Raw genomic sequence first — 19738 nt, forward strand, 5'->3', positions numbered from 1 at the left:
TCGTCAATTGTGTTATGTGCTGTGCAAAAAAATCTCCATGCAGCAAGGAAGGTTCTTAGCGGGATAATAGGAAATGTGCCAAAAAATAATAAACCAAAAACAATCATTTTTGATTTGCGTTTTCTTAGTGCAATTAAGCAGAAAGTTTTTTTTGGCAATGAAAAACCGTTGTTTGTAAAACATACCGCAATGATGAGGGAGGCATGCCAGGATTTACCGCAGCCAGTGGAATATATTCCTTTAGACTGTGAAGCGCATAGCCATCGCAGCGTCGCCTTTGCCAAAACCGTGGTTGCACCTATCATGGTGACAGGTGTGGGCGCTGCTTTAATGTATGCAACATCATCAGGCCCGTATTATGCGAAAAGTATTTCTGACTCGCCGGATATCGAGATGATAAAAAATCGTATGGCTGGATTATTTAACCACATGGGTAATTCTGTACAAACAAAATATCGGCCGGTTTTTGATAAATGGAATGAATTGGTAGATAAGTTAAACCACGAAAGAAATACAGTACCGTTTGCGTGTTTGACCACCATTTTAGCAACAGCGTTAAATGAAACCCCTGAGGGGGATACGAATGTTGCCGTTGTGATGGGGTGTAAATCTGCGAAAGATCGCACGATATCCATTGTCCTTGGCAACTCGATGTTGCAAACACTCATTGAAAAACGCCTCGCCTATGGTGGAGAAATTGAAAACCTTTTTGATCAACAGGGATATTTTAGTTGCGAGTCATTAACAGCTGAAGAATTAATGATGTTAAAAGACCTGTTTGATATTCGAATTCTTCATGTCTCTAACAAATTCAATGTTGGTTTGCAAGGTAATATCAACACGGATGTTTTACAAGATTCGTTTTTTAAAAATGTCGATTTCATTCATGAATCTAACTCGTATACCGTAGGGATGGGAGTCTGAAGAGTAAAACTCATTTGAATTACCAGAATTCGGCCAATGCATTGCAAAAATGACATACAAAGAGAGAAGTGTGCAGGCACTTAGCCGCGAGGGGCATGGTTATGCCATACAGAAAGCACCAGCATTCAGAACTCCTGTGAAAGCGGCATAGTGCCGCCTGCTCAGGAGTTACCTTCCCGCTCTCCAGGCCACATCCCGTAGCGCCGATCGCGCAGCCTCACTGATACCACCTAACTGAAAAAATCCGTGGATAACGCCAAGGTAGCGTTGGCAGGTGCATTGCACTCCTTGCTCTGTCATGCGGTGATACAACGCTTCACCTTCATCGCAAAGTGGGTCGTATTCAGCGGTAATGATATGTACAGGCGGCAAGCCATTGAAATCATCGCGCCAAAGAGGGCTGGCTTCAGGATGCCTGCGTTCAATGCCTGGCAGGTACATCTCAAAGCCGCTCAGTAAAGTGTCGCGTGTGATGATGTAATCGTGACCATTGCGTATGTAGCTTTCGAAATGCGCAGTCGCATCAAGCATAGGATAAATTAAGATGAGTTGTGCTGGTTGCCACTCGCCAGCACGCTTTAATCGCAAAGCAGTTACCAGCGCCAGATGCCCACCTGCACTGTCACCGGCGAGAGTTATCCGTTGTTTATCAACGCCGAGTCGTTCGGCGTGTTGCCAGACTAATTCTGCACCTCGCTGCGCATCATCATGGGCGGCGGGGAAAGTATGTTCCGGTGCCAGCCGATACTGGACGGCAATAACCCGACATTGCCCGTAATAGGCTAACTGGCGCAGCTGGTTGTCGTGAGTTGCGAACCCGCCGCTAACAAAACAGCCACCGTAGTAATAAATTATCGTCGGGAGTAATGTAGGGGCATTCAGCGGCGACACTATTCGTAAGGTCATCGCTTCAAGTTCGATAGTCTGAATATCTACCCGCGTTTCTGTCTCACCCGCAAGGACAGCGCTGGCGATATAGCCCTCCCTGCGCTGCGCAATACTTTGTTGACGCGATGAGGGGCGACCCGCAGCGATAAACTCTTCGACTAACTCTGCAATTCCTTTTTCCAGTGCCATAGTAGAACTCATTTTGCTGTATGAATGTACAGTTTTATACACCCGTTTTTACTGGATGGATACAGGGAAATTCACGGGCGTGGAAAATCTGGAAAGCGCCTCGCAAATGTAAAGACAAACCCGGCAGAGACGTGGTTTTGCTGTAGCACTATCAGTAAGCTAGTGGTTTCAGGGGTACGTCAATGACGTACAAAAAGGATTGTTACTCTAAGCCAATGGCGTACAGTTATACTCTTCATCGAAACGGAAATTTTCCCAGAAGATGTTCAAAAACTGCTGAATGACGATGAATTCAGTCGTTTTCAGTTTTTCCTGGCCTTGAATCCTGACTACGGTGAGGTAATACCTGAAACTGGTGGGTTAAGAAAGGTTCGATGGGTCTCAGGAGAAAAGGGGAAACGTGCTGGTGTCAGGGTTATTTACTTTCATCAGGTTAAACATTATGAGATCAGATTACTGCTTATTTATCGTAAGGGTATTAAAGATGATCTGTCTCCCCAGGAAAAAGCAATGCTCCGGTTGTTAAATACGAGGTGGTAAATGGATAAGGCACTTTTTGAGCGGTTGACTCACAGCATGGCCCAGATGAATGAAATTATTGAAGGAACGCGACAGCCTTCACGGACTTTTGAAGTTGATGCTATGAAAATCAAAGAAATACGCCGTGCTTCAGGGTTGTCACAATCTAAATTTGCCGATCTTATTTCCGTAAGCGTAGACACGTTGCGTAACTGGGAGCAGGGGCGGCGTTCACCGACCGGGCCTGCAAAGGCTTTGCTGCGAGCGATTGCCAATGATCCGCAACATGTGCTGCAAGCACTTAACCGTTAGAGGCATGGTTATGCCATACAGAAAGCACCAGCATTCAGAACTCCTATGAAAGCGGCATAGTGCCGCCTGCTCAGGAGTATTGCTATGACCCGTAATCGTGCTGAACGTCGCCATCATATGGCGCGATTAAAAAAAATCCGCCGTCGTTATCGCACAGCAGGCGATGGAAGCAAAAAAGCATCAGGTGTTTGCTTTCGTACTCCCTGTATGTGCTCTTGTTGGATGTGTGGACATCGACGTTATCATAATGGTCCCCGCGTATCGGAAATTCGTGCAAAAGCACGCTATTCGAATTAAGGGAAAATGATGAACTATTTTAAGGAAGCACATTTTTAGAACTCTTAGCAGGAGACTAAAAATGTCCACATTTAATACGCGTAAAGACCGGGATCGTAATGGTAAAGCGAAGCCGCATAAGCATTCAGGGATCCCAACACTCACAGGTAAATGGCGTCATCCTTCAATGGATTGTTGGGTAAACTACAGTACACCGGGCGATCATGAATGGAAGCGGCTCTACACTACGCTTCGCCGTCGTGCCGATGATCGACGCCAATGTTATCGGGTAATGCAGGGGGATGATCCGCAAGGAATCGTCTGGTTCCCGGACTGTTATCCGCAAATTTACTACTACTAGAAATTAAAGACCGGTTGGTGGCAGCACTGACCGGTCTGCGATGGATGCAGTGCAGTCATCTCTGCCATTAACTTACTTGCGGAATAATAAGTAACCCTATCGCAATAAAAACAAGGATCCAACCGGGGATGGTTTTCATCATCTGTTTTCCAAGTGAGATATAGTTAATGATCTCCACTTTATAGGTGTCGTGAATGACCTCCGGATTAGTACAGATAATGTCGTAATTTGCCGGAGTTTGATGACAGTGAAACAGGCCAATAATATGGCTATTATTGCCACTGAAATCTTTGTTACACGAGTAAGCTCCCCACTTCCCTGTTCTTTGCAGCGCAATATCTTGCTGCCTACCAGTCGTAGATATACTAAATTGCGCTGAATAAAAACTCGCGCCGGGCAGGTTTGACGCAATGCCGCTATTATGTGGGAGTGTAATAGTTACCGCGTAGTCTCCTGCTTTTGGCAGGGTAACGGTCCCGCTAAACCCTGGAGCGGTAAAAACGCTGATTTTTTTCGGGTACATCATGCGGATGAGGTAACCGAAGATCCATGCAAAACCAATAAAGAAAATAAATATTACTGAGCAAAACATATTCATGGCATCCATAACTCATCCTTATTATTTACCACTTCTTTCCTGTGAGGGCGCCAGCATCTGATGAAGAATAGTAAATCATCCCTGACGATAGCTGAACCGTTTTTCAATAATAATTGAAAGGAATGCAACTGTAGCATTATTTCTGGAAAACGTCTCGCAAAAATAAAACAAGATACAAAAATCAGCTTTTATTAATTAAATTTTCGGCGTAATTTTCGCACCATGCATTGATGAACGATATATGTAAGGTGGTGGCGATGGTGATGAGTACGGTTTTTCTTCATTTATCAGACGAGGCAATTAAACGGCTGAACAAGCTTCGGGGCTGGCGTAAGGTTTCACGATCTGCAATTTTACGCGAAGCGGTAGAGCAATATCTGGAACGTCAGCAATTCCCGGTGCGTAAAGCAAAGGGAGGCAGGCAAAAGGGGGAGACAGTGGGGGTCGATGATCAGTGTAAGGAGCATAAGGAATGACAAAAAATTTTTTATTCTTGAATATAAAAACCAGATGCCCTTATTCTGGTATTAATACAAGGTTGTTTTACTTGAACTTATAATAACTGCAACTGTTACATCATATCTGGAAAACGCCTCGCAAAAATAAAAGTGATACGTAAATGCACTTTCTTTAAGCATTCGACAAAGGTACTTTTCTCTCCATAGATTCAAAATGATATTGGCGAGATATTTATGAACTCTCTGGCAGGTATGGATATGGGCAGAATTTTACTCGATTTATCGAATGAGGTGATTAAGCAACTTGATGATCTTGAGGTGCAGTGTAATCTTCCTCGTGCGGAATTATTACGGGAAGCGGTAGATCAATACCAGGTAAATCAATCGCAAACAGCAAGAACCAGTGCTTTTGGCATCTGGCAAGGATGTGAGGAAGATGGTGTCGAATACCAGCGTAAGCTGCGCGAGGAATGGTAATGGGAAAAAATGATATCAATCAGATTGCTGACAACGTGCGAGTTGTTCATGCCGGATGCGGCGTGAACGCCTTATCCTGCCTACAAAGTCGTGCAAATTCAACATATTGCAGTTTATTGGTAGGCCTGATAAGCGCAGCGCATCAGGCAATCTTACGCTTGTCATCAGTGACATACCAATAACCTTATCGATGTGTTGGCGGGAAGAATGAGGCCAAACAGGCACTAACAGCATGGTCTTGAATGGGTAACGCGGAATACGAGAGATGGTGTCGTCATACCCTATCAACTGTAATCCGGGCGACCTGCGCCACCCGGAAAACGTCAGAGATTACTCCCCTTCACCCGGAAACAGGAACGGGTTAATGGAACTGCGGGCGTAGCCTTCTTGCTCCATTCGCGCATCCAGTACCAGAGAGGCGAGGTCATCTGCCACGGCTTCAACTTTCGGCTCTTTTTCCTGATAAAGAATCTTCAGGTAAGTGCCGCAGTCATCGCAGCTTTCGGCTTTAATCGCGGCCTGTTCGTCATCCAGCGACCAGTAATGCAGTTTGCCGCTCTGTTCACAGTTGCTGCATTTTACGCGCACTACGTGCCATTCAGTTTCACACAGGTTGCAGTGCAGGTAACGCAGACCCTGAGTGGTGCCAATTTGCACCATACTGGACACCGGCATAGAACCACAAACCGGGCAATATTGACGTTGTTCGCCGTATTCAGCGCGGGCTTTGCCCGGGATCAGATTGGCCATCTGCGCCCAGTAGAGTGACAGTGCAGCCCAGATAAACGGCGCTTTATCGCTGCTGACGGACGAGAAATCAGAGGCAAACAGTGCGCTGGCCATATCTTCCAGCTCCTGGCTTGATGCCTTCTCCAGATTCTCAATCACTGCCAGCGCCGGGCCGCTCATTTCAGGTTTCAGCTCAGCAATCATTGCCATCAGCAGCTTTTGCCAGTGCTTATCACGCGGCAAAACGTGAATATCCAGCGGTGGCTTGCCTTGTGCGCTGGCTTCTTTAATGCGCGCGGTCAGATCCATCTCCAGCGGATGGTCGTACAGCACCACTTCCTGGGCGTGGGCGATAAGCGCAGCAAAACGCAGGTAATCACCCAGCGGATTATTTTCTGCCAGCTCGCGCAGACGTTCAGCGCGGCGGTTGTATAAATTTTTGAGCCGAGGGAACAATAACGGCGGAATCATATCCGCCGTACGTTTCTCGCTCGAACCCAGCTCATCTTGCGGGATTATGCGAATACTCATTCAGCTTTCTTTTCCGTTGTCTTGCGGACCTCACGGTACCAGCGTGGGTGATGTTTCTTCGCCCAGGCGCTGGTAACCCATCCTTCCACCATGGCGGTAATCGTGCCTTTCACCCAAAGGGCGGCGTAGATATGCACCATGATAACCACAATTAACGCCACTGCGGCAAATGAATGCAGCATTAACGCGAATCGGATCACCGGGATTGAGAAAGCAGGCGCAAAATAAGGACGCCAGATAATCACACCGCTCACCAGCAGCAGGACCAGGAAAATAATCGCCGCCCAGAAAACGCATTTCTGACCGAAGTTATAACGCCCGGTGTCACCTACTTCCTCGTTGACGACGATCTTACGAATATTCTTCGCCCAAAAGATATCATCCCGATTGATTAGGTTGTGATGCCAGTAACGGAAAAACATGATGATGAACGAGGCAAACATAACCACGCCGACAAACGGGTGCAGAATGCGCGCCAGCTGCGGTGTGCCCATGATTTGCATCAACCAGTTGAAGGAAGGGAACAAAAAGCCCAGCCCGCTCACCGCCGCCAGGATGAAGCAGAAGGCGGTGATCCAGTGGTTGATACGTTCCGGCGCGGTGTAGCGCACGATGGTGTCACGTCGTTTCATTTGCGCTCCTCGTCTTTCTCTTCGTGCAGATTATTCTCTTCCTCATCCGCACGGTTCGGACCGACACCCACGTAGTGGAAGATACTGGCCGCAAAGGTAGCCGCAAAGCCAACAGCCGCGAGCGGTTTCCAGATGCCTTTCCAGAACTTCACGGTTTCGCTGATTTCCGGGTTCTCCGGCAAGCCATGATACAGATTTGGCTTGTCAGCATGGTGCAGCACGTACATAACATGCGTACCACCCACGCCTGCCGGATCGTACAGACCCGCATTGTCGTAACCACGGGTTTTCAGCTCAGCCACGCGCTCGCTCGCCAGCGTTTTCATCGACTCTTTCGTACCGAAGTGAATCGCCCCCGTCGGGCAGGTTTTCACACAGGCCGGTTCTTGCCCAACCACTACGCGGTCAACGCACAGTGTACATTTGTAGACGCGGTTGTCTTCCGGGTTGAGGCGCGGAATGTCGAACGGACAGCCCGCAATGCAATAACCGCAGCCGATGCACTGCTCGGACTGGAAGTCGACGATACCGTTGGCATACTGAATAATTGCTCCTTCCGCCGGGCACGCTTTCAGGCAGCCTGGATCGGAACAGTGCATACAGCCGTCTTTGCGGATCAGCCATTCCAGTTTGTCGTTCTGCTCCACTTCCGAGAAGCGCATTACCGTCCACGATTTGGCGCTTAAATCATTGGGGTTGTCGTACACCCCAATGTTATTGCCGACGGTATCGCGAATGTCGTTCCACTCTGAACACGCCACCTGACAGGCTTTACAGCCGATACAGGTGGTGACGTCGATGAGTTTCGCCACTTCTTCCTGGAAGTCCCGCGCCTGAGGCGCGGGGGTCAGACCGTTAGTCGCGGAACGACGAATGATATCTTGAGATTGATAAGCCATATGTCGTCTCCGTTACACCTTTTCCACATTCACAAGGAAGGACTTAAACTCCGGCGTCTGCGTGTTCGCATCACCAACGAATGGCGTTAACGTGTTGGCAATAAAGCCTTTTTTCGCAACACCTTCATAGCCCCAGTGAATCGGAATACCGATGGTATCGATATCTTTGCCGTTCGCTTTTAGCGTACGAATACGTTTGGTCACCACCGCTTTGGCTTTGATATAGCCACGGTTGGAGGAGACTTTCACGGTATCGCCCTGGGCAATGCCAAGTTTATTCGCCAGCGACTCCCCGATTTCCACAAACTGCTCTGGCTGCAAAATCGCATTCAACAGCGCGTGTTTGGTCCAGTAGTGGAAGTGCTCGGTCAGACGATAGGTGGTTCCGACATACGGGAACTTATCGGCTTTACCCAATGCTTCGGCATCGTCTTTAAAGATTCGCGCCGCCGGGTTCGAGATAACGTTTGGATGCAGTGGGTTAGTTCCCAGCGGCGTTTCAAACGGCTCGTAGTGTTCCGGGAACGGACCTTCCGCCATCTTATCGAGGGCAAACAGACGCCCCATGCCTTCCTGCTGCATGATAAACGGCCCGACGCCACTGCCCGGAGGCGCTGCGCTGTAGTCCGGAATATCCCAGCCGGTCCATTTGGTGCCGTCCCATTTCAGCAACTGACGCTTCGGATCCCACGGGTTACCCTGCGGATCTGCGGAGGCGCGGTTATACAGAATGCGGCGGTTAAGCGGCCATGCCCATGCCCAGCCCAGCGTGTTACCGAGGCCAGACGGATCGGCGTTATCACGGCGTGCCATCTGGTTGCCCTCTGGCGTCCAGCTACCGGCGAAAATCCAGCAGCCACAGGAGGTGGTACCGTCATCGCGCAGTTGGGCGAACGAGCTAAGTTGTTGGCCTTTCTTGACGATAACCGCCCCGGTTGCCGGATCGGTAATATCGGCCAGCGCCTTACCGTTGCTCTCCATCGCCACTTCTTCCGACTTCGGCTCATGCGGGATGGCGTAGTTCCAGGTCATGTTCAGCACCTGGTCCGGGTTCGCGCCACCCTGTTCGGCGTACATCTTGCGCAAGCGCAGGAAGATACCGGAGAGGATCTCGCCATCAGTCAGCGCAATCCCTGGGGCGTCCGCACCTTTCCAGTGCCACTGCAACCAGCGACCGGAGTTAACGATTGAACCGTTCTCTTCCGCGAAGCAGGTCGATGGCAGACGGAACACTTCGGTCTGGATCTTCGACGAGTCCACTTCGTTCAGCTCACCGTGGTTCTGCCAGAAGTTAGAGGTTTCAGTGTTCAGCGGGTCGATAGTGACGAGGAACTTCAGTTTCGACAGACAACCGATCACTTTGTTTTTGTTCGGGAATGAGGCAACAGGGTTAAAGCCCTGGCAGATATAGCCATTGACCTTGCCCTCTTTCATCATCTCGAAGTATTGCAGGACGTCGTAGCCTTTATCCCACTTCGGCAACCAGTCAAAGCCCCAGCTGTTTTCTGCCGTCGCTTTATCACCAAAGAAGGCCTTCATCATGGAGACGAAGAATTTCGGGTAATTGCCCCAGTAGTTAACCTGGCCTTCCAGCAGCGGTTTCGGCGTATTGGCGGCAAGGTAGGTTTGCAGATCGGTCTGCTTCTCGCTTGGCAGCGTCATGTAACCTGGCAGGCTCTGCGACAGCAGCCCCAGGTCCGTCAGCCCCTGAATGTTGGAGTGACCGCGCAGGGCGTTAACGCCGCCGCCTGCCATCCCCATATTGCCGAGCAGTAGCTGGATCATCGCCATCGTACGAATGTTCTGCGCACCAACGGAGTGTTGCGTCCAGCCGAGCGCGTAAAGGAACGAGGCAGTTTTATCGTGAGCACTGGTCTCTGCGATGTATTCGCAGACTTTCAGGAACGCGTCTTTCGGCGTGCCACAGATGTTTTCAACCACATCTGGCGTATAACGGGAAACGTGCTGTTTCAGCAAGTTCCACACGCAGCGCGGATGTTGCAGCGTGGTATCGCGTTTGGCGAAGCCGTTTTCGTCCAGCTCGTAGGTCCAGCTGGATTTATCGTACTTGCGTTTTTCCGCGTCGTAGCCGGTGAACAGGCCATCTTCAAAGCCGTAATCCTCACGCACGATCAGGCTGGCGTTGGTATAGGCTTCGGTGTATTCGCGGTTGAATTTTTCATTGTTCAGCAGGTACAGCAATACGCCTGACAGGAAAGCAATGTCAGTACCGGAACGAATAGGGGCATAGTAGTCAGCCACCGCCGCCGTACGCGTAAAGCGAGGATCGATCACAATCAGCTTCGCGCCGTTGTGAATTTTGGCTTCCATCGCCCAGCGGAACCCGACCGGGTGAGCTTCAGCGGCGTTACCGCCCATCACCACGACGAGGTTGGCGTTCTTGATGTCGACCCAGTGGTTGGTCATCGCACCGCGACCAAATGTTGGAGCAAGACTTGCTACCGTTGGTCCGTGTCAGACACGCGCCTGGTTGTCGACCGCGAGCATACCCAGCGCGCGGGAGAATTTTTGCGTTAAATAGCCGGTTTCGTTACTCGACGCGGAAGCACACAGCATTCCGGTGGAGAGCCAGCGGTTAACAGTCACGCCTTCGGCGTTTTGCGCAATGTAGTTAGCATCGCGGTCTTCTTTCATCAATTTGGCGATGCGATCAAACGCTTCTTCCCAACTGATTTGCTGCCATTTATCAGAACCAGGGGCACGGTATTCCGGGAACTTCAGACGGCTTTCGGAGTGGATGAAATCCACCAGGCCAGCGCCTTTCGGACAAAGTGCACCGCGGTTGACCGGGTGATCCGGGTCACCTTCGATATGGAAGATAGATGCTTTGGCGTTTTTTGCTCCGTCACCGAGGCTGTACATCAACAGCCCACAGCCTACGGAACAATAGGTGCAGGTATTACGGGTTTCGCGGGTGCGCAGCAGTTTATACTGCCGGGTTTCCGCGAGTGCTACGCTGGGTGCAAAACCCAGTGCCGCTGCCGTGGTGCCTGCCATACCGCCAGCGCAGATCTTAAAGAACTGCCTTCTGCTGACCTGCATGGATTGCTCCTTGTTTCGACATTGTCACGTCCCATTTACATTCGCTTGCTGCGTGTGCAGGGAGTGGGAGTTATTTTTCTTTGCGGAAGGGGCCGCAAAGGTCCAGAATTGGCTCAATTTCCCTCCATCCAGGAAGGGTTTGTAACAGAATACCATAATGTTGGTGTGTGTGTTCTTATCCGGTTAATAGAAAGTGAAAAAAACACAGCAAAAAGAAATCAAAAATGTGACAAATGTCACAGGTGTTCGTCAAATTGAGTTATGGCGGCGTGACGATTTACAACACCCACGGTTAGATGAGGTGGCGGAAGAGGTTCCCGTTGCGCTGGTCTACAACGGCATTTCGCATGTGGTGATGATGGCGTCGCCCAAAGACCTTGAATACTTTGCGCTCGGTTTTTCGCTTTCCGAGGGGATTATCGAAAGTCCGCGCGATATCTTTGGCATGGATGTCGTTCCTTCCTGTAATGGTCTGGAAGTGCAAATTGAGCTTTCCAGCCGCCGCTTTATGGGGTTGAAGGAGCGTCGTCGGGCACTGGCGGGACGTACGGGATGTGGCGTGTGCGGCGTGGAGCAACTTAATGACATCGGTAAACCGGTGCAGCCGCTGCCGTTCACTCAGACATTTGATCTCAACAAACTGGATGATGCATTACGCCATCTCAATGATTTCCAGCCAGTGGGGCAACTGACTGGTTGTACTCACGCCGCTGCCTGGATGTTGCCATCTGGCGAACTGGTAGGCGGGCATGAAGACGTGGGTCGCCATGTGGCGCTGGATAAACTGTTAGGCCGCCGGTCACAAGAAGGGGAAAGCTGGCATCAAGGTGCGGTGCTGGTTTCCAGTCGTGCCAGTTATGAAATGGTGCAAAAGTCAGCGATGTGCGGCGTAGAAATTTTGTTTGCGGTGTCTGCCGCGACCACGCTTGCCGTAGAAGTGGCTGAGCGCTGTAATTTGACGCTGGTGGGCTTTTGTAAGCCGGGTCGGGCAACGGTTTATACCCATCCGCAGCGTTTGATTCATAATTAAAGAAATACCGCAATTCTGATTCTGGATTGCGGTTTTATTTTTCTATTAAATAATCCTCAATATATTATTCAGCATTTAAATAATAATTTCACCACAAGAAATTATCTCGTTAATTCCAGTTTATATCGATATACTCCAGTCGCATTAATCCTTTAAGAATTAATCATTATTTATATAAGACATTTTGTTTTAATCATCGCGTCAATAAATAAATGTTTCCGATGAGTGAATGCAAATAACAAACCTTGCACCGGTTGTAAAAAACAGCAATGTATTTTCAATAGTAGGTGATGGATTATGAGTATTGAAAAATGAGTACATTACAGTTACCTGGCAGTTCATATTCTACAGAAGTTAATTTAAACGGTTTAATTGAGGTGCTCAGTAAGCATCTTTACTCCACTCCCGTAGTTGCCGTGCGCGAGCTGGTGCAGAACGGCCATGATGCGATCGTTCGCCGCAGGATTGAGCAGCCCGATGCGCCAAAGGATAACCAAATTCGTGTAGTGGCAGACGTGGCGAAGTCCACCATCACCATTACCGATACCGGTGCGGGTCTGACAGAAAGCGAAATTCACGGCTTCCTGGCGACAGTGGGCGTGGGTTATACCCGAATGTTGCGCCAGCAGGATGACAACACCGGTTTAATTGGTATGTTCGGCCTCGGTTTTTTGTCGGCCTTTGTGTTGGCGAAAGAGGTCACGGTGTTGACCACATCCTGGCAAACGCCGGATCAGAGCTGGAAATACCACTCTACCGACGGGCAAAAATATACCGTTACGCCGCATCAGTCCTCGGCGCCGGGAACGCAGGTGATTCTGACGCTCAAAGAAGAGTACAGCCATCTGGCGAGTAATAATCTGCTGAACCGCGTTCTTTCCCGCTACTGCATATTGCTGCACGAACCGGTCTATGTCGGCGATGCCAGCGAGCCGGTAAATAAACTTCAACCACCGTGGCGTGAAGTTGCCCCCGAAGGCGTAACCATACACCGCGCGCTGGTGCAGCGTAAAAATCTCGCCTTTGCCGCCCAGTTTGAATCCTCCTTTGAACCGATTTGCACCATTCCGGTGGTGCCAGCGGGTATGAGCGATGCGGTCGGGATTTTATGGATTCAGGATGGCGCAACCTACGGCACCAGCGATAACCGCAACCTGTCGCTGTTTTTGCGCGGTATGTTACTGGATGATGAAGCGCGTGAGTTGTTACCTCCCTGGGCCGGATTTATTGGCGGCGTGATTGAGTCATCGAAACTAACGCCTACGGCGAGCCGGGAAGATCTCCAGCGGGACGAAACCTGGGTTGCGGTGCAGGAGGCGTTAAAAGAGGCGCTGATTTCTGGTTTGTCCGATCTCGCACAAAATCAGCCAGAAATCTGGCGGCGTGTATTAATGCGCCACAACGAAGCGTTGCTCGGTGCGGCATTATGTGATGACCGTCTGTTTGATTTGCTCAAAGATCGCTTGCAGGTGCCAACGTCAAAAGGGGCGTTGCTGGCGAAGGATTTACGCGTTAATAACAGCATTCATATTCTGTTAAGCCGCGACGGCGGTTTTGAAGAGATGTTGTTTCATATTCTGCAACGGCCCGTAGCCCGTGGCGATCGTTATGCGGTGGTGCCATTTTTACGTCGTTGGGCGCTGTTATATCACTGCCGGATTATCGAAGTCGGTACGCAAACGGGTAATGAGCAGTTGTTCAGCCTGGCAGAATTACCTGAAGAGCAGGTTGCTTATCTGGAAGAGCATCTTTGCGACGGCGAGCAATTAATTATCTCCCGCTTCGAACCAGCGGTTTTACCGCTCGTGGTCACGCCAGACCGCGAAGCAGAATTAAAACAAATTCTCGAACAGGATGACGCAGATAAACGCATCAGCACCGCAGCGTTAATGCTGGCGCGGCAATTTACCTCGCAAATCCAAAAGACTAAAACTTCAAGTCTGTATATCAATCTTAATAACCCCTGTGTCATGCAACTGGTGACGGCATTACAACACCATCAACAGCCAGCGGCAGCATTACGGTTATTAAAATCGCTGAAAGTGATTTTGTGCTCCAGTGGTAATAAAGAACAGCAGTGGGATTTACATCAGGCACTGGAAGATTTTACTCAGGTTATTCCTGTCTTAATTAATCAAGGAAAATAAAATGGATATATGGGAGTGGTATCACAAATATACTAAGGAGTTACGCGATGCCGGGCAGGAATATATTCCGCAACTTATCGATGATTATTCGGAAGGCGTTATGCACCTGCAAATGGAAAAGTGCGATTCGCTGTTACCTGAAGTAAAAGCACTTACCCAGGTGGCAAAAAATCCGTGGCTGGAGATTTTTATTGGTCACTGGGAAATGCGCCATCGCCTGACTAACCGCGAAGAAGGTGAAAAAGTACTGCCTGACGTAGTGGCGCTGTTTGAAAAAGCGCACCGGGAAGAGACAAAAGATTGCCCACAATCTATCTGCGTTACCCAGGATTTATCCGCCTGCTACGAAAATATTGATGCACCTGGCTGGGCGAATGAACGTATGGCGGTATGTGAAGAAACCATCGCGCGGATTGATCCGACCTGGAGCTGTTTTCAGTGTTTGTCCACTGAATATGCCAGTGCACTGATAGATTCCAAAAGAATAGAGGAGGCATTGGCTTATCTGGATCGACAAATCGACGCAGTTAAAGCAGCCGGGGAAGATGATATTGATGCATTACTTTATACTCGTGCCGATATTCTGATTGAACTTCAGCGTTATGATGAAGCACGCATACTGATTGATGAGCTGACAGAAGCCAATGATTACTGGGGCCGCGACCGCATTAGTAATCACCTCAAAAAACTGTACATCATGGCGTTATGCGGGCAGGACGAAGAAGTCTGGGAGGAATTACCGCGTTGGTCAGATCTGACTCCCCATTCATGGGGGTCATGGCTGAAAATCATTACTGTGTTACTTCCCCGTCATCCACAAAGAAACAACTGGCAACTGGCGCGCATCATCCAAAAAATGCTGGAGCACCGCTCGCAGGCCGGAGCGCACCGCAAAGTGGTTGATCTGGCGAAACTGCAAATTACCCTGGCGCTGGAGCGTGAATCCGTCTGGGTTGCCAAAATAGCGATGAAACTGGCCCAGCGACACATGCCAAAATTACGCGTGTTACTGGGGGTTGATCGTGAGTTTCTCGAACTGAGTGAAAAAATCGCCGCCAAAGAAGCAGAGTTGCTTGCTCGTCCGGTTGTAGAAGTACCTGAAAATAGCGATGAAGAAACGCAACCAGATCCAGAAAAAGACGTCGAAACATTCCGCCGCGCTTACCTGAACGCGCCAGATGATGCGGAATTGCTGGGCAAACTGGTCAATGCGTTAAACGCCTGTAATGCGATTGATGAGTCGATTGAACTTCTGCAACGCTACGTCGAAAGCCACATCCAGGAAGATAATGGTCTTTGCTTCGATCTGTTGGATTTATTGCTCCACCGTGACGATCTGCAAACCATTGAGCACCTGGCGAAGCAGTATGAACAGGCGGGGCTGCTACATATGGCCTTGTGGTTCCGTGCGCGAGTGCTCAACCAACAGGAAGACTGGAGTGAACTGGAGTCGATTGGGCAACAGTTGCTGCAACACGAAAAAGGGCGTGAGTGGGTTGGCGTTTATCGCATGTGCTCTTGGGCAGCACAAAAACAGGAAGCCTGGGATCGACAGCTGGATTATTTACAACAATTGCAGCAACTGATGATTAGCCGTGAAGAAGATATTCGCAATCTCCAGTGGGATATCATGGCGACCGCCAGCATCCTGCAACAATGGGATTTGGTTCGTGCTATTGCTGCTGAACTGGAAATCGAGCTCACGGAAGGCGAAGGTTTTATTGACGAAAAATGGGGGCTGTTAAACATCCGCTTCCGGGAAAATTATGAATACCGCTATTACTATGCTCAACGTATTGGGCCGGTAACAGCAAGGATCATTGAGCCAACTTACCGGACCGATTATCCGCAACATGTTGATGAAGTTGTGGTATTCGATGCAGAAATATTGAACACCCAACCAGAGGATGAGGAAGAACGGAAGAATTTCACTCCGCTTTATGGGTGCCTGAACACCATTATCCCGACCGAATACGGCGAGTCCTGGTTCTGCGAAGGTGTCATGCCTGGTGAAGAAGAGTTTAATACTTTCCGTGAGGCGCTCCGTGAACGAAACTGGTACTACTGGAGCAACAGTAATGACGACTATACGTTAACGGACAGTCATCAGGGTGAAGATGCGCAGCCACTTCCCGCATTCTACTTTGTTATCAGTGCGCCGCGTTCAATTTCTAAAGGTGATATCGATAAGACCTTGCACGAATTGACCGCTGACTGGGAACATCCGTTGTGCTGGTGGCGTCTCGCCAAAGAAGCCGGGGCGAATGAAGAGAAACATGCCACTATTGCCGAACGCTACGGGATGTAGTGCATGATTAATGGTGGGGGACATGACACTCCCTCCCGCAAAGGTTGTGCCGTTAATTAAAATAAGTCCTGTGATTTAGAAATTAAATTACAGGACTTATTCATTTTATGAATATTATCGATTTATTTATAAACAAAACGCGTGTAGTGACATTTTCTTTTTTCATTTATTATATTCACACTCTTATTTATCTATTTATAAGGCAATTAAATGAAAAGGAATTTATTATCTTCCGCTATTATAGTCGCCATAATGGCCCTCGGTCTCACGGGTTGTGACGATAAAAAATCCGAAACAGAAACGCCCCCGCCTGCCAATAGTCAACCTGCCGCACCAGCTCCTGAAGCGAAACCTGCTGAAGCTCCCGTTGCAAAAGCAGAAGTTAAACCTGAAACGCCTGCTCAACCGGTGGTCGATGAACAAGCGGTTTTCGACGAAAAAATGGATGTCTATATCAAGTGCTACAACAAGTTACAGATCCCTGTACAGAGCAGTCTGGCGCGTTATGCTGACTGGCTGAAAGATTTTAAACAGGGCCCTACCGGTGAAGAGCGTACTGTTTATGGTATCTACGGTATTAGTGAATCCAACCTCGCTGAGTGTGAAAAAGGCGTAAAAAGTGCTGTGGCGTTAACGCCTGCGCTGCAACCTATTGATGGCGTGGCGGTGAGTTATATTGATGCTGCCGTGGCGTTGGGTAATACCATTAACGAAATGGATAAATATTACACCCAGGAAAATTATAAAGACGATGCGTTTGCGAAAGGGAAAACGCTGCACCAGACATTCTTAAAAAATCTTGAAGCCTTTGAACCTGTAGCAGAATCTTATCATGCGGCGATTCAGGAAATTAACGATAAGCGTCAGCTTGCGGAACTGAAAAATATTGAAGAAACAGAAGGAAAAACATTCCACTACTACTCCCTGGCAGTCATGATTTCAGCGAAACAAATTAATAACCTGATTTCGCAAGAGAAGTTTGATGTTGATGCGGCAATGAAGAAAGTCTCTGAACTGGAAACGCTGGTGGCGCAGGCCAAAGAAGCGGATAAAGGCGGTATGAATTTCTCGTTCATTAATTCGGCAGACCAGTATCAACTCGAGGCTAAAAAATATGTTCGCCGCGTCAGAGATAAAGTTCCGTATTCTGACTGGGATAAAGAGCAACTTCAGGATGCAAACACAAGTTGGATGGTCGACGACTCTTTCCCGAGAGCATTACGTGAGTACAACGAAATGGTCGATGATTATAATCGCCTGCGTTAAACGTTTTTATTTTTGCTGAGAAATACAAGGTCGGATGCGGCGTAAACGCTTTATCCGACCTACACGTCGTTAAGCCGTGTCAAACGTGGATCCGACATCATTCACTCCTGACGAAGTAACGCTATACACCCTTCATATCCCGTTAGCCCGGCAATAGTCTCCGCCGGATACGTACATAGTACGCTTGCCAGAGAGCTGAATATTTTCAACTCGTGGCGCGCATCAGCGGCGGCACAGGCGATCAACACATGGTTAATGACTTCGTTATTCACCTCGAGCGGTTGGGCGAGGGTAATAAAAAATCCACGAAAACGGCGTTCCTGTTCGCTCCAGCCATGTGGGATGGCGAGACGATTAACAATCAGGTTTTCGCCTTAGCCGTCGCTGGCTTTCCAGTTAATGGCCTGTGCTTTGCGGGCGAATAACACGAAGGGTAGTTTAACGCAGGCTCTTTTACCGTGTGGTACGGCAATGCCAGAACCAAATCCTGTGGAGTGCATTTTTTCGCGTCGCAGTAGGGTCTGCAGAAACGTATGAGAATCGGTAATGAAACCATTTTGACATGCTATTGTAGCCAGCTGTCTCAGAATGGAATAATCGCTATTGCCCTGAATATTCAAGGCAATACAGCTTGCAGTAAGAGCAGCCATTAATCGAACTCCATAAAATATATTTTAACCCATTGTAATGGTGGAGCGACTAAGTGATGAGAGTCGATATGTCGGCAAACGATGACAATTTGAGATAGAGGGAAAGGTCAGGTTTGCGGAGTAATGCAAATAATGGTTATTTAAATAAACGACATGAATCATTAATGAGTTATTCATTATTTTTGTGATTTGCTCATAATGTATCGGGGAAATATAACTTGCCTGGATATACTCATTGAAGGTGCAATATGTTTATTTTTTTAAGTAGAAATTAAAAGTATTGTGCCGGAGGCGTTTCCGGCACATTGGGCAATTAAGGCAGGTAAAACACTTCTTGCAGCTCGCTACTGACTGGGCTGTTATCCGGGTTAGCTGGCATAACGTCGGTCATATACTTCCACCAACGTTGGCAAACATCAGTACTGGCTACCGCATTCCACCGTTCTTCAGATTCAATCTCTACCGTGGCAAACAGCAGATTACGCGCTTTGTCAAGGTAAATGGCGTAGTTATGCGCACCGTGAGATTTCAACACTGCTTCCAGTTCCGGCCAGATTGGATTATGCCGACGCTGATACTCTTCGTGGGCGTCGGGGTTAACCTGCATGACAAAGGCTTTGCGGATCATGTTTGCTCCTTACAGCGCCAGCGCACTGGCTAGTGGTGTAACGCCGAAACGCTGGCCGAGTGCTATCAGCTCTTCACGACTGATGGTCTGTTTCATGCCGCCCATCGAATAAACCTTCACTAATACTTGTGCTGATTTTTCTGCGGTGTCGATTAAACCGAATGTTTCATCCAGTGTCGGACCGCTGCCGAAGACGCCGTGGAAGGGCCACAACACCAGCGAATGTTTTTGCATTTCCTGTGCGGTCGCCTGGCCGATTTCGTCCGTGCCGGGCACCATCCACGGCAAAATGCCGACGCCATCCGGGAACACTACCAGACACTCGGTGCTGCCTTCCCAAAGCTGGCGAGTGAAGAGCGCGGTGTCGTTTTCCAGTACGTAGGTAAGGGCGATCAGGTTGGTGGCGTGGCAGTGCATGATCACCCGATCTTTACCGTTGGTGGCTTTAATGCGCTCGCAGTGGGAAAGGAAGTGAGCCGGAAGTTCAGAGGTTGGAACGGCTTCGTGAGTTAGCCCCCAGAGAATGTGGTAGCCCGCGCCGTCGCTGTCGACTTTTACGACGCCTAAGTTAGCCGCAGGATCAAGCTGGATGTTACGAAAGAATTTGCCGGAGCCGGTGACAATAAACGGTGTATTTGCCAGTAAAGGCATGGGCTGGCTGAGCGGGATATAGCGCGGTTGTGCATGGAAGTTGTCGTGATAAGGCGCGATATCGGCGTCATCCAGGCGCAGCGTCAGGTTGCCGCCGTTGCGCTCGTCCCAGCCTTTCAGCCAGGCGTCGGTGGTGGCTTTGATCATTCCCTGGACAAACCAGGACTGGGTAATGTTTTGCATGTTCTGTGTTCCTGTAAAT

19 protein-coding genes and 2 pseudogenes are annotated in these 19738 nt (G+C 49.1%); 11 read left to right on the forward strand and 10 right to left on the reverse strand.

Going from position 1 to position 19738, the window contains the following annotated elements; translation table 11 throughout:
* Positions 1-9: 9 nt before the first annotated feature.
* A complete protein-coding gene (locus tag BEB42_RS26795) occupies positions 10-924 on the forward strand; it encodes a transposase (RefSeq protein WP_227456976.1) in 915 nt (304 codons plus the stop codon).
* A gap of 168 nt (positions 925-1092) precedes the next feature.
* Here the strand turns inward: BEB42_RS26795 and BEB42_RS18695 are convergent, their stop codons facing one another.
* Positions 1093-2001: an alpha/beta hydrolase gene (locus BEB42_RS18695; RefSeq protein ID WP_001353711.1), complete on the reverse strand. Its 909-nt coding sequence runs from the start codon at positions 1999-2001 to the stop codon at positions 1093-1095.
* Between the two features lie 228 nt (positions 2002-2229).
* Between BEB42_RS18695 and BEB42_RS18700 the strand changes: the two genes are divergently transcribed.
* The 4 genes from BEB42_RS18700 (at position 2230) to BEB42_RS18715 (ending at position 3469) form a co-directional block, all read left to right on the forward strand.
* A complete protein-coding gene (locus BEB42_RS18700) occupies positions 2230-2541 on the forward strand; it encodes a hypothetical protein (protein ID WP_032269392.1) in 312 nt (103 codons plus the stop codon).
* Positions 2542-2832, forward strand: coding sequence for a NadS family protein (gene nadS, locus BEB42_RS18705; RefSeq protein ID WP_000356397.1), 291 nt, complete (start codon positions 2542-2544; stop codon positions 2830-2832). It abuts the gene before it with no gap.
* Positions 2833-2916: 84 nt separating this feature from the next.
* Positions 2917-3129: a hypothetical protein gene (locus BEB42_RS18710; protein WP_000197771.1), complete on the forward strand. Its 213-nt coding sequence runs from the start codon at positions 2917-2919 to the stop codon at positions 3127-3129.
* 61 nt (positions 3130-3190) lie between these two features.
* Positions 3191-3469 (forward strand): hypothetical protein, encoded by a 279-nt coding sequence (locus tag BEB42_RS18715; protein ID WP_000102977.1) that lies wholly within the window; start codon positions 3191-3193, stop codon positions 3467-3469.
* Between the two features lie 67 nt (positions 3470-3536).
* On the opposite strand, the gene BEB42_RS18720 is transcribed toward BEB42_RS18715, so the two are convergent.
* Positions 3537-4076: a hypothetical protein gene (locus BEB42_RS18720; RefSeq protein ID WP_000339828.1), complete on the reverse strand. Its 540-nt coding sequence runs from the start codon at positions 4074-4076 to the stop codon at positions 3537-3539.
* Between the two features lie 248 nt (positions 4077-4324).
* On the opposite strand from BEB42_RS18720, the gene BEB42_RS18725 reads away from it, so the two are divergent.
* Positions 4325-4543 (forward strand): CopG family transcriptional regulator, encoded by a 219-nt coding sequence (locus BEB42_RS18725; RefSeq protein WP_000245495.1) that lies wholly within the window; start codon positions 4325-4327, stop codon positions 4541-4543.
* 216 nt (positions 4544-4759) lie between these two features.
* Positions 4760-5002 (forward strand): protein YiiF, encoded by a 243-nt coding sequence (yiiF, locus tag BEB42_RS18730; RefSeq protein ID WP_001086392.1) that lies wholly within the window; start codon positions 4760-4762, stop codon positions 5000-5002.
* 330 nt (positions 5003-5332) lie between these two features.
* Here yiiF and fdhE read toward each other — a convergent pair whose 3' ends face one another.
* The 4 genes from fdhE to fdnG are packed head-to-tail and all read right to left on the reverse strand — an operon-like array spanning position 5333 to position 10856.
* Positions 5333-6262, reverse strand: coding sequence for a formate dehydrogenase accessory protein FdhE (gene fdhE, locus BEB42_RS18740; protein WP_000027715.1), 930 nt, complete (start codon positions 6260-6262; stop codon positions 5333-5335).
* The gene (gene fdoI, locus BEB42_RS18745; protein WP_000829013.1) at positions 6259-6894 is read right to left on the reverse strand and encodes a formate dehydrogenase cytochrome b556 subunit; all 636 of its coding nucleotides are present in this window, start codon (positions 6892-6894) and stop codon (positions 6259-6261) included. Before fdoI ends, fdhE begins: the two co-directional genes overlap by 4 nt.
* On the reverse strand, positions 6891-7793 hold the full coding sequence (fdoH, locus tag BEB42_RS18750) for a formate dehydrogenase O subunit beta (protein ID WP_000331377.1): 903 nt from the start codon (positions 7791-7793) through the stop codon (positions 6891-6893). Before fdoH ends, fdoI begins: the two co-directional genes overlap by 4 nt.
* Positions 7794-7805: 12 nt before the next feature.
* On the reverse strand, positions 7806-10856 hold the full coding sequence (gene fdnG, locus BEB42_RS18755) for a formate dehydrogenase-N subunit alpha (protein ID WP_015953878.1): 3051 nt from the start codon (positions 10854-10856) through the stop codon (positions 7806-7808).
* A 193-nt stretch (positions 10857-11049) separates the two neighbouring features.
* Between fdnG and fdhD the strand changes: the two genes are divergently transcribed.
* The 4 genes from fdhD to BEB42_RS18780 all read left to right on the forward strand — a co-directional run bounded on the left by fdhD (position 11050) and on the right by BEB42_RS18780 (position 17607).
* On the forward strand, positions 11050-11886 hold the full coding sequence (gene fdhD, locus BEB42_RS18765; protein ID WP_000753610.1) for a formate dehydrogenase accessory sulfurtransferase FdhD: 837 nt from the start codon (positions 11050-11052) through the stop codon (positions 11884-11886).
* A gap of 311 nt (positions 11887-12197) precedes the next feature.
* The gene (locus tag BEB42_RS18770; protein WP_000105777.1) at positions 12198-14033 is read left to right on the forward strand and encodes an ATP-binding protein; all 1836 of its coding nucleotides are present in this window, start codon (positions 12198-12200) and stop codon (positions 14031-14033) included.
* Between the two features lies 1 nt (position 14034).
* Positions 14035-16341 (forward strand): hypothetical protein, encoded by a 2307-nt coding sequence (locus BEB42_RS18775; protein ID WP_000355936.1) that lies wholly within the window; start codon positions 14035-14037, stop codon positions 16339-16341.
* A gap of 210 nt (positions 16342-16551) precedes the next feature.
* Positions 16552-17607 (forward strand): YiiG family protein, encoded by a 1056-nt coding sequence (locus BEB42_RS18780; protein WP_001353713.1) that lies wholly within the window; start codon positions 16552-16554, stop codon positions 17605-17607.
* 101 nt (positions 17608-17708) lie between these two features.
* On the opposite strand, the pseudogene BEB42_RS26505 reads toward BEB42_RS18780, so the two are convergent.
* The 4 genes and pseudogenes from BEB42_RS26505 to rhaD all read right to left on the reverse strand — a co-directional run.
* Positions 17709-17981 (reverse strand): annotated as a pseudogene (locus BEB42_RS26505) (putative frv operon regulatory protein); the annotation flags it as partial.
* Positions 17982-17984: 3 nt separating this feature from the next.
* Positions 17985-18257 (reverse strand): annotated as a pseudogene (locus BEB42_RS26595) (PTS fructose transporter subunit IIA); the annotation flags it as partial.
* A gap of 313 nt (positions 18258-18570) precedes the next feature.
* Complete coding sequence (gene rhaM, locus BEB42_RS18790) at positions 18571-18885, reverse strand: L-rhamnose mutarotase (RefSeq protein WP_000619503.1); 315 nt, start codon at positions 18883-18885, stop codon at positions 18571-18573.
* 9 nt (positions 18886-18894) lie between these two features.
* Positions 18895-19719 carry a rhamnulose-1-phosphate aldolase gene (rhaD, locus tag BEB42_RS18795; RefSeq protein WP_001179727.1) on the reverse strand — a complete coding sequence of 275 codons (825 nt, stop codon included), beginning with the start codon at positions 19717-19719 and terminating at the stop codon, positions 18895-18897.
* Positions 19720-19738: the final 19 nt, after the last annotated feature.

The organism is Escherichia sp. MOD1-EC5990 (assembly GCF_002965285.1).
GTDB classification, from domain to species: domain Bacteria; phylum Pseudomonadota; class Gammaproteobacteria; order Enterobacterales; family Enterobacteriaceae; genus Escherichia; species Escherichia coli_F.

What these genes read in the sequence shown, in the direction of transcription:
- BEB42_RS18695 (WP_001353711.1), bottom strand. Translation starts at nt 2,001, where the DNA reads ATGGCACTGGAAAAAGGAATTGCAGAGTTAGTCGAAGAGTTTATCGCT.
- fdoH (WP_000331377.1), bottom strand. Translation starts at nt 7,793, where the DNA reads ATGGCTTATCAATCTCAAGATATCATTCGTCGTTCCGCGACTAACGGT.
- nadS (WP_000356397.1), top strand. Translation starts at nt 2,542, where the DNA reads ATGGATAAGGCACTTTTTGAGCGGTTGACTCACAGCATGGCCCAGATG.
- fdhE (WP_000027715.1), bottom strand. Translation starts at nt 6,262, where the DNA reads ATGAGTATTCGCATAATCCCGCAAGATGAGCTGGGTTCGAGCGAGAAA.
- BEB42_RS18775 (WP_000355936.1), top strand. Translation starts at nt 14,035, where the DNA reads ATGGATATATGGGAGTGGTATCACAAATATACTAAGGAGTTACGCGAT.
- BEB42_RS18780 (WP_001353713.1), top strand. Translation starts at nt 16,552, where the DNA reads ATGAAAAGGAATTTATTATCTTCCGCTATTATAGTCGCCATAATGGCC.
- fdoI (WP_000829013.1), bottom strand. Translation starts at nt 6,894, where the DNA reads ATGAAACGACGTGACACCATCGTGCGCTACACCGCGCCGGAACGTATC.
- rhaD (WP_001179727.1), bottom strand. Translation starts at nt 19,719, where the DNA reads ATGCAAAACATTACCCAGTCCTGGTTTGTCCAGGGAATGATCAAAGCC.
- rhaM (WP_000619503.1), bottom strand. Translation starts at nt 18,885, where the DNA reads ATGATCCGCAAAGCCTTTGTCATGCAGGTTAACCCCGACGCCCACGAA.
- BEB42_RS18770 (WP_000105777.1), top strand. Translation starts at nt 12,198, where the DNA reads ATGAGTACATTACAGTTACCTGGCAGTTCATATTCTACAGAAGTTAAT.
- BEB42_RS18715 (WP_000102977.1), top strand. Translation starts at nt 3,191, where the DNA reads ATGTCCACATTTAATACGCGTAAAGACCGGGATCGTAATGGTAAAGCG.
- BEB42_RS18720 (WP_000339828.1), bottom strand. Translation starts at nt 4,076, where the DNA reads ATGGATGCCATGAATATGTTTTGCTCAGTAATATTTATTTTCTTTATT.
- BEB42_RS18710 (WP_000197771.1), top strand. Translation starts at nt 2,917, where the DNA reads ATGACCCGTAATCGTGCTGAACGTCGCCATCATATGGCGCGATTAAAA.
- BEB42_RS18725 (WP_000245495.1), top strand. Translation starts at nt 4,325, where the DNA reads ATGGTGATGAGTACGGTTTTTCTTCATTTATCAGACGAGGCAATTAAA.
- yiiF (WP_001086392.1), top strand. Translation starts at nt 4,760, where the DNA reads ATGAACTCTCTGGCAGGTATGGATATGGGCAGAATTTTACTCGATTTA.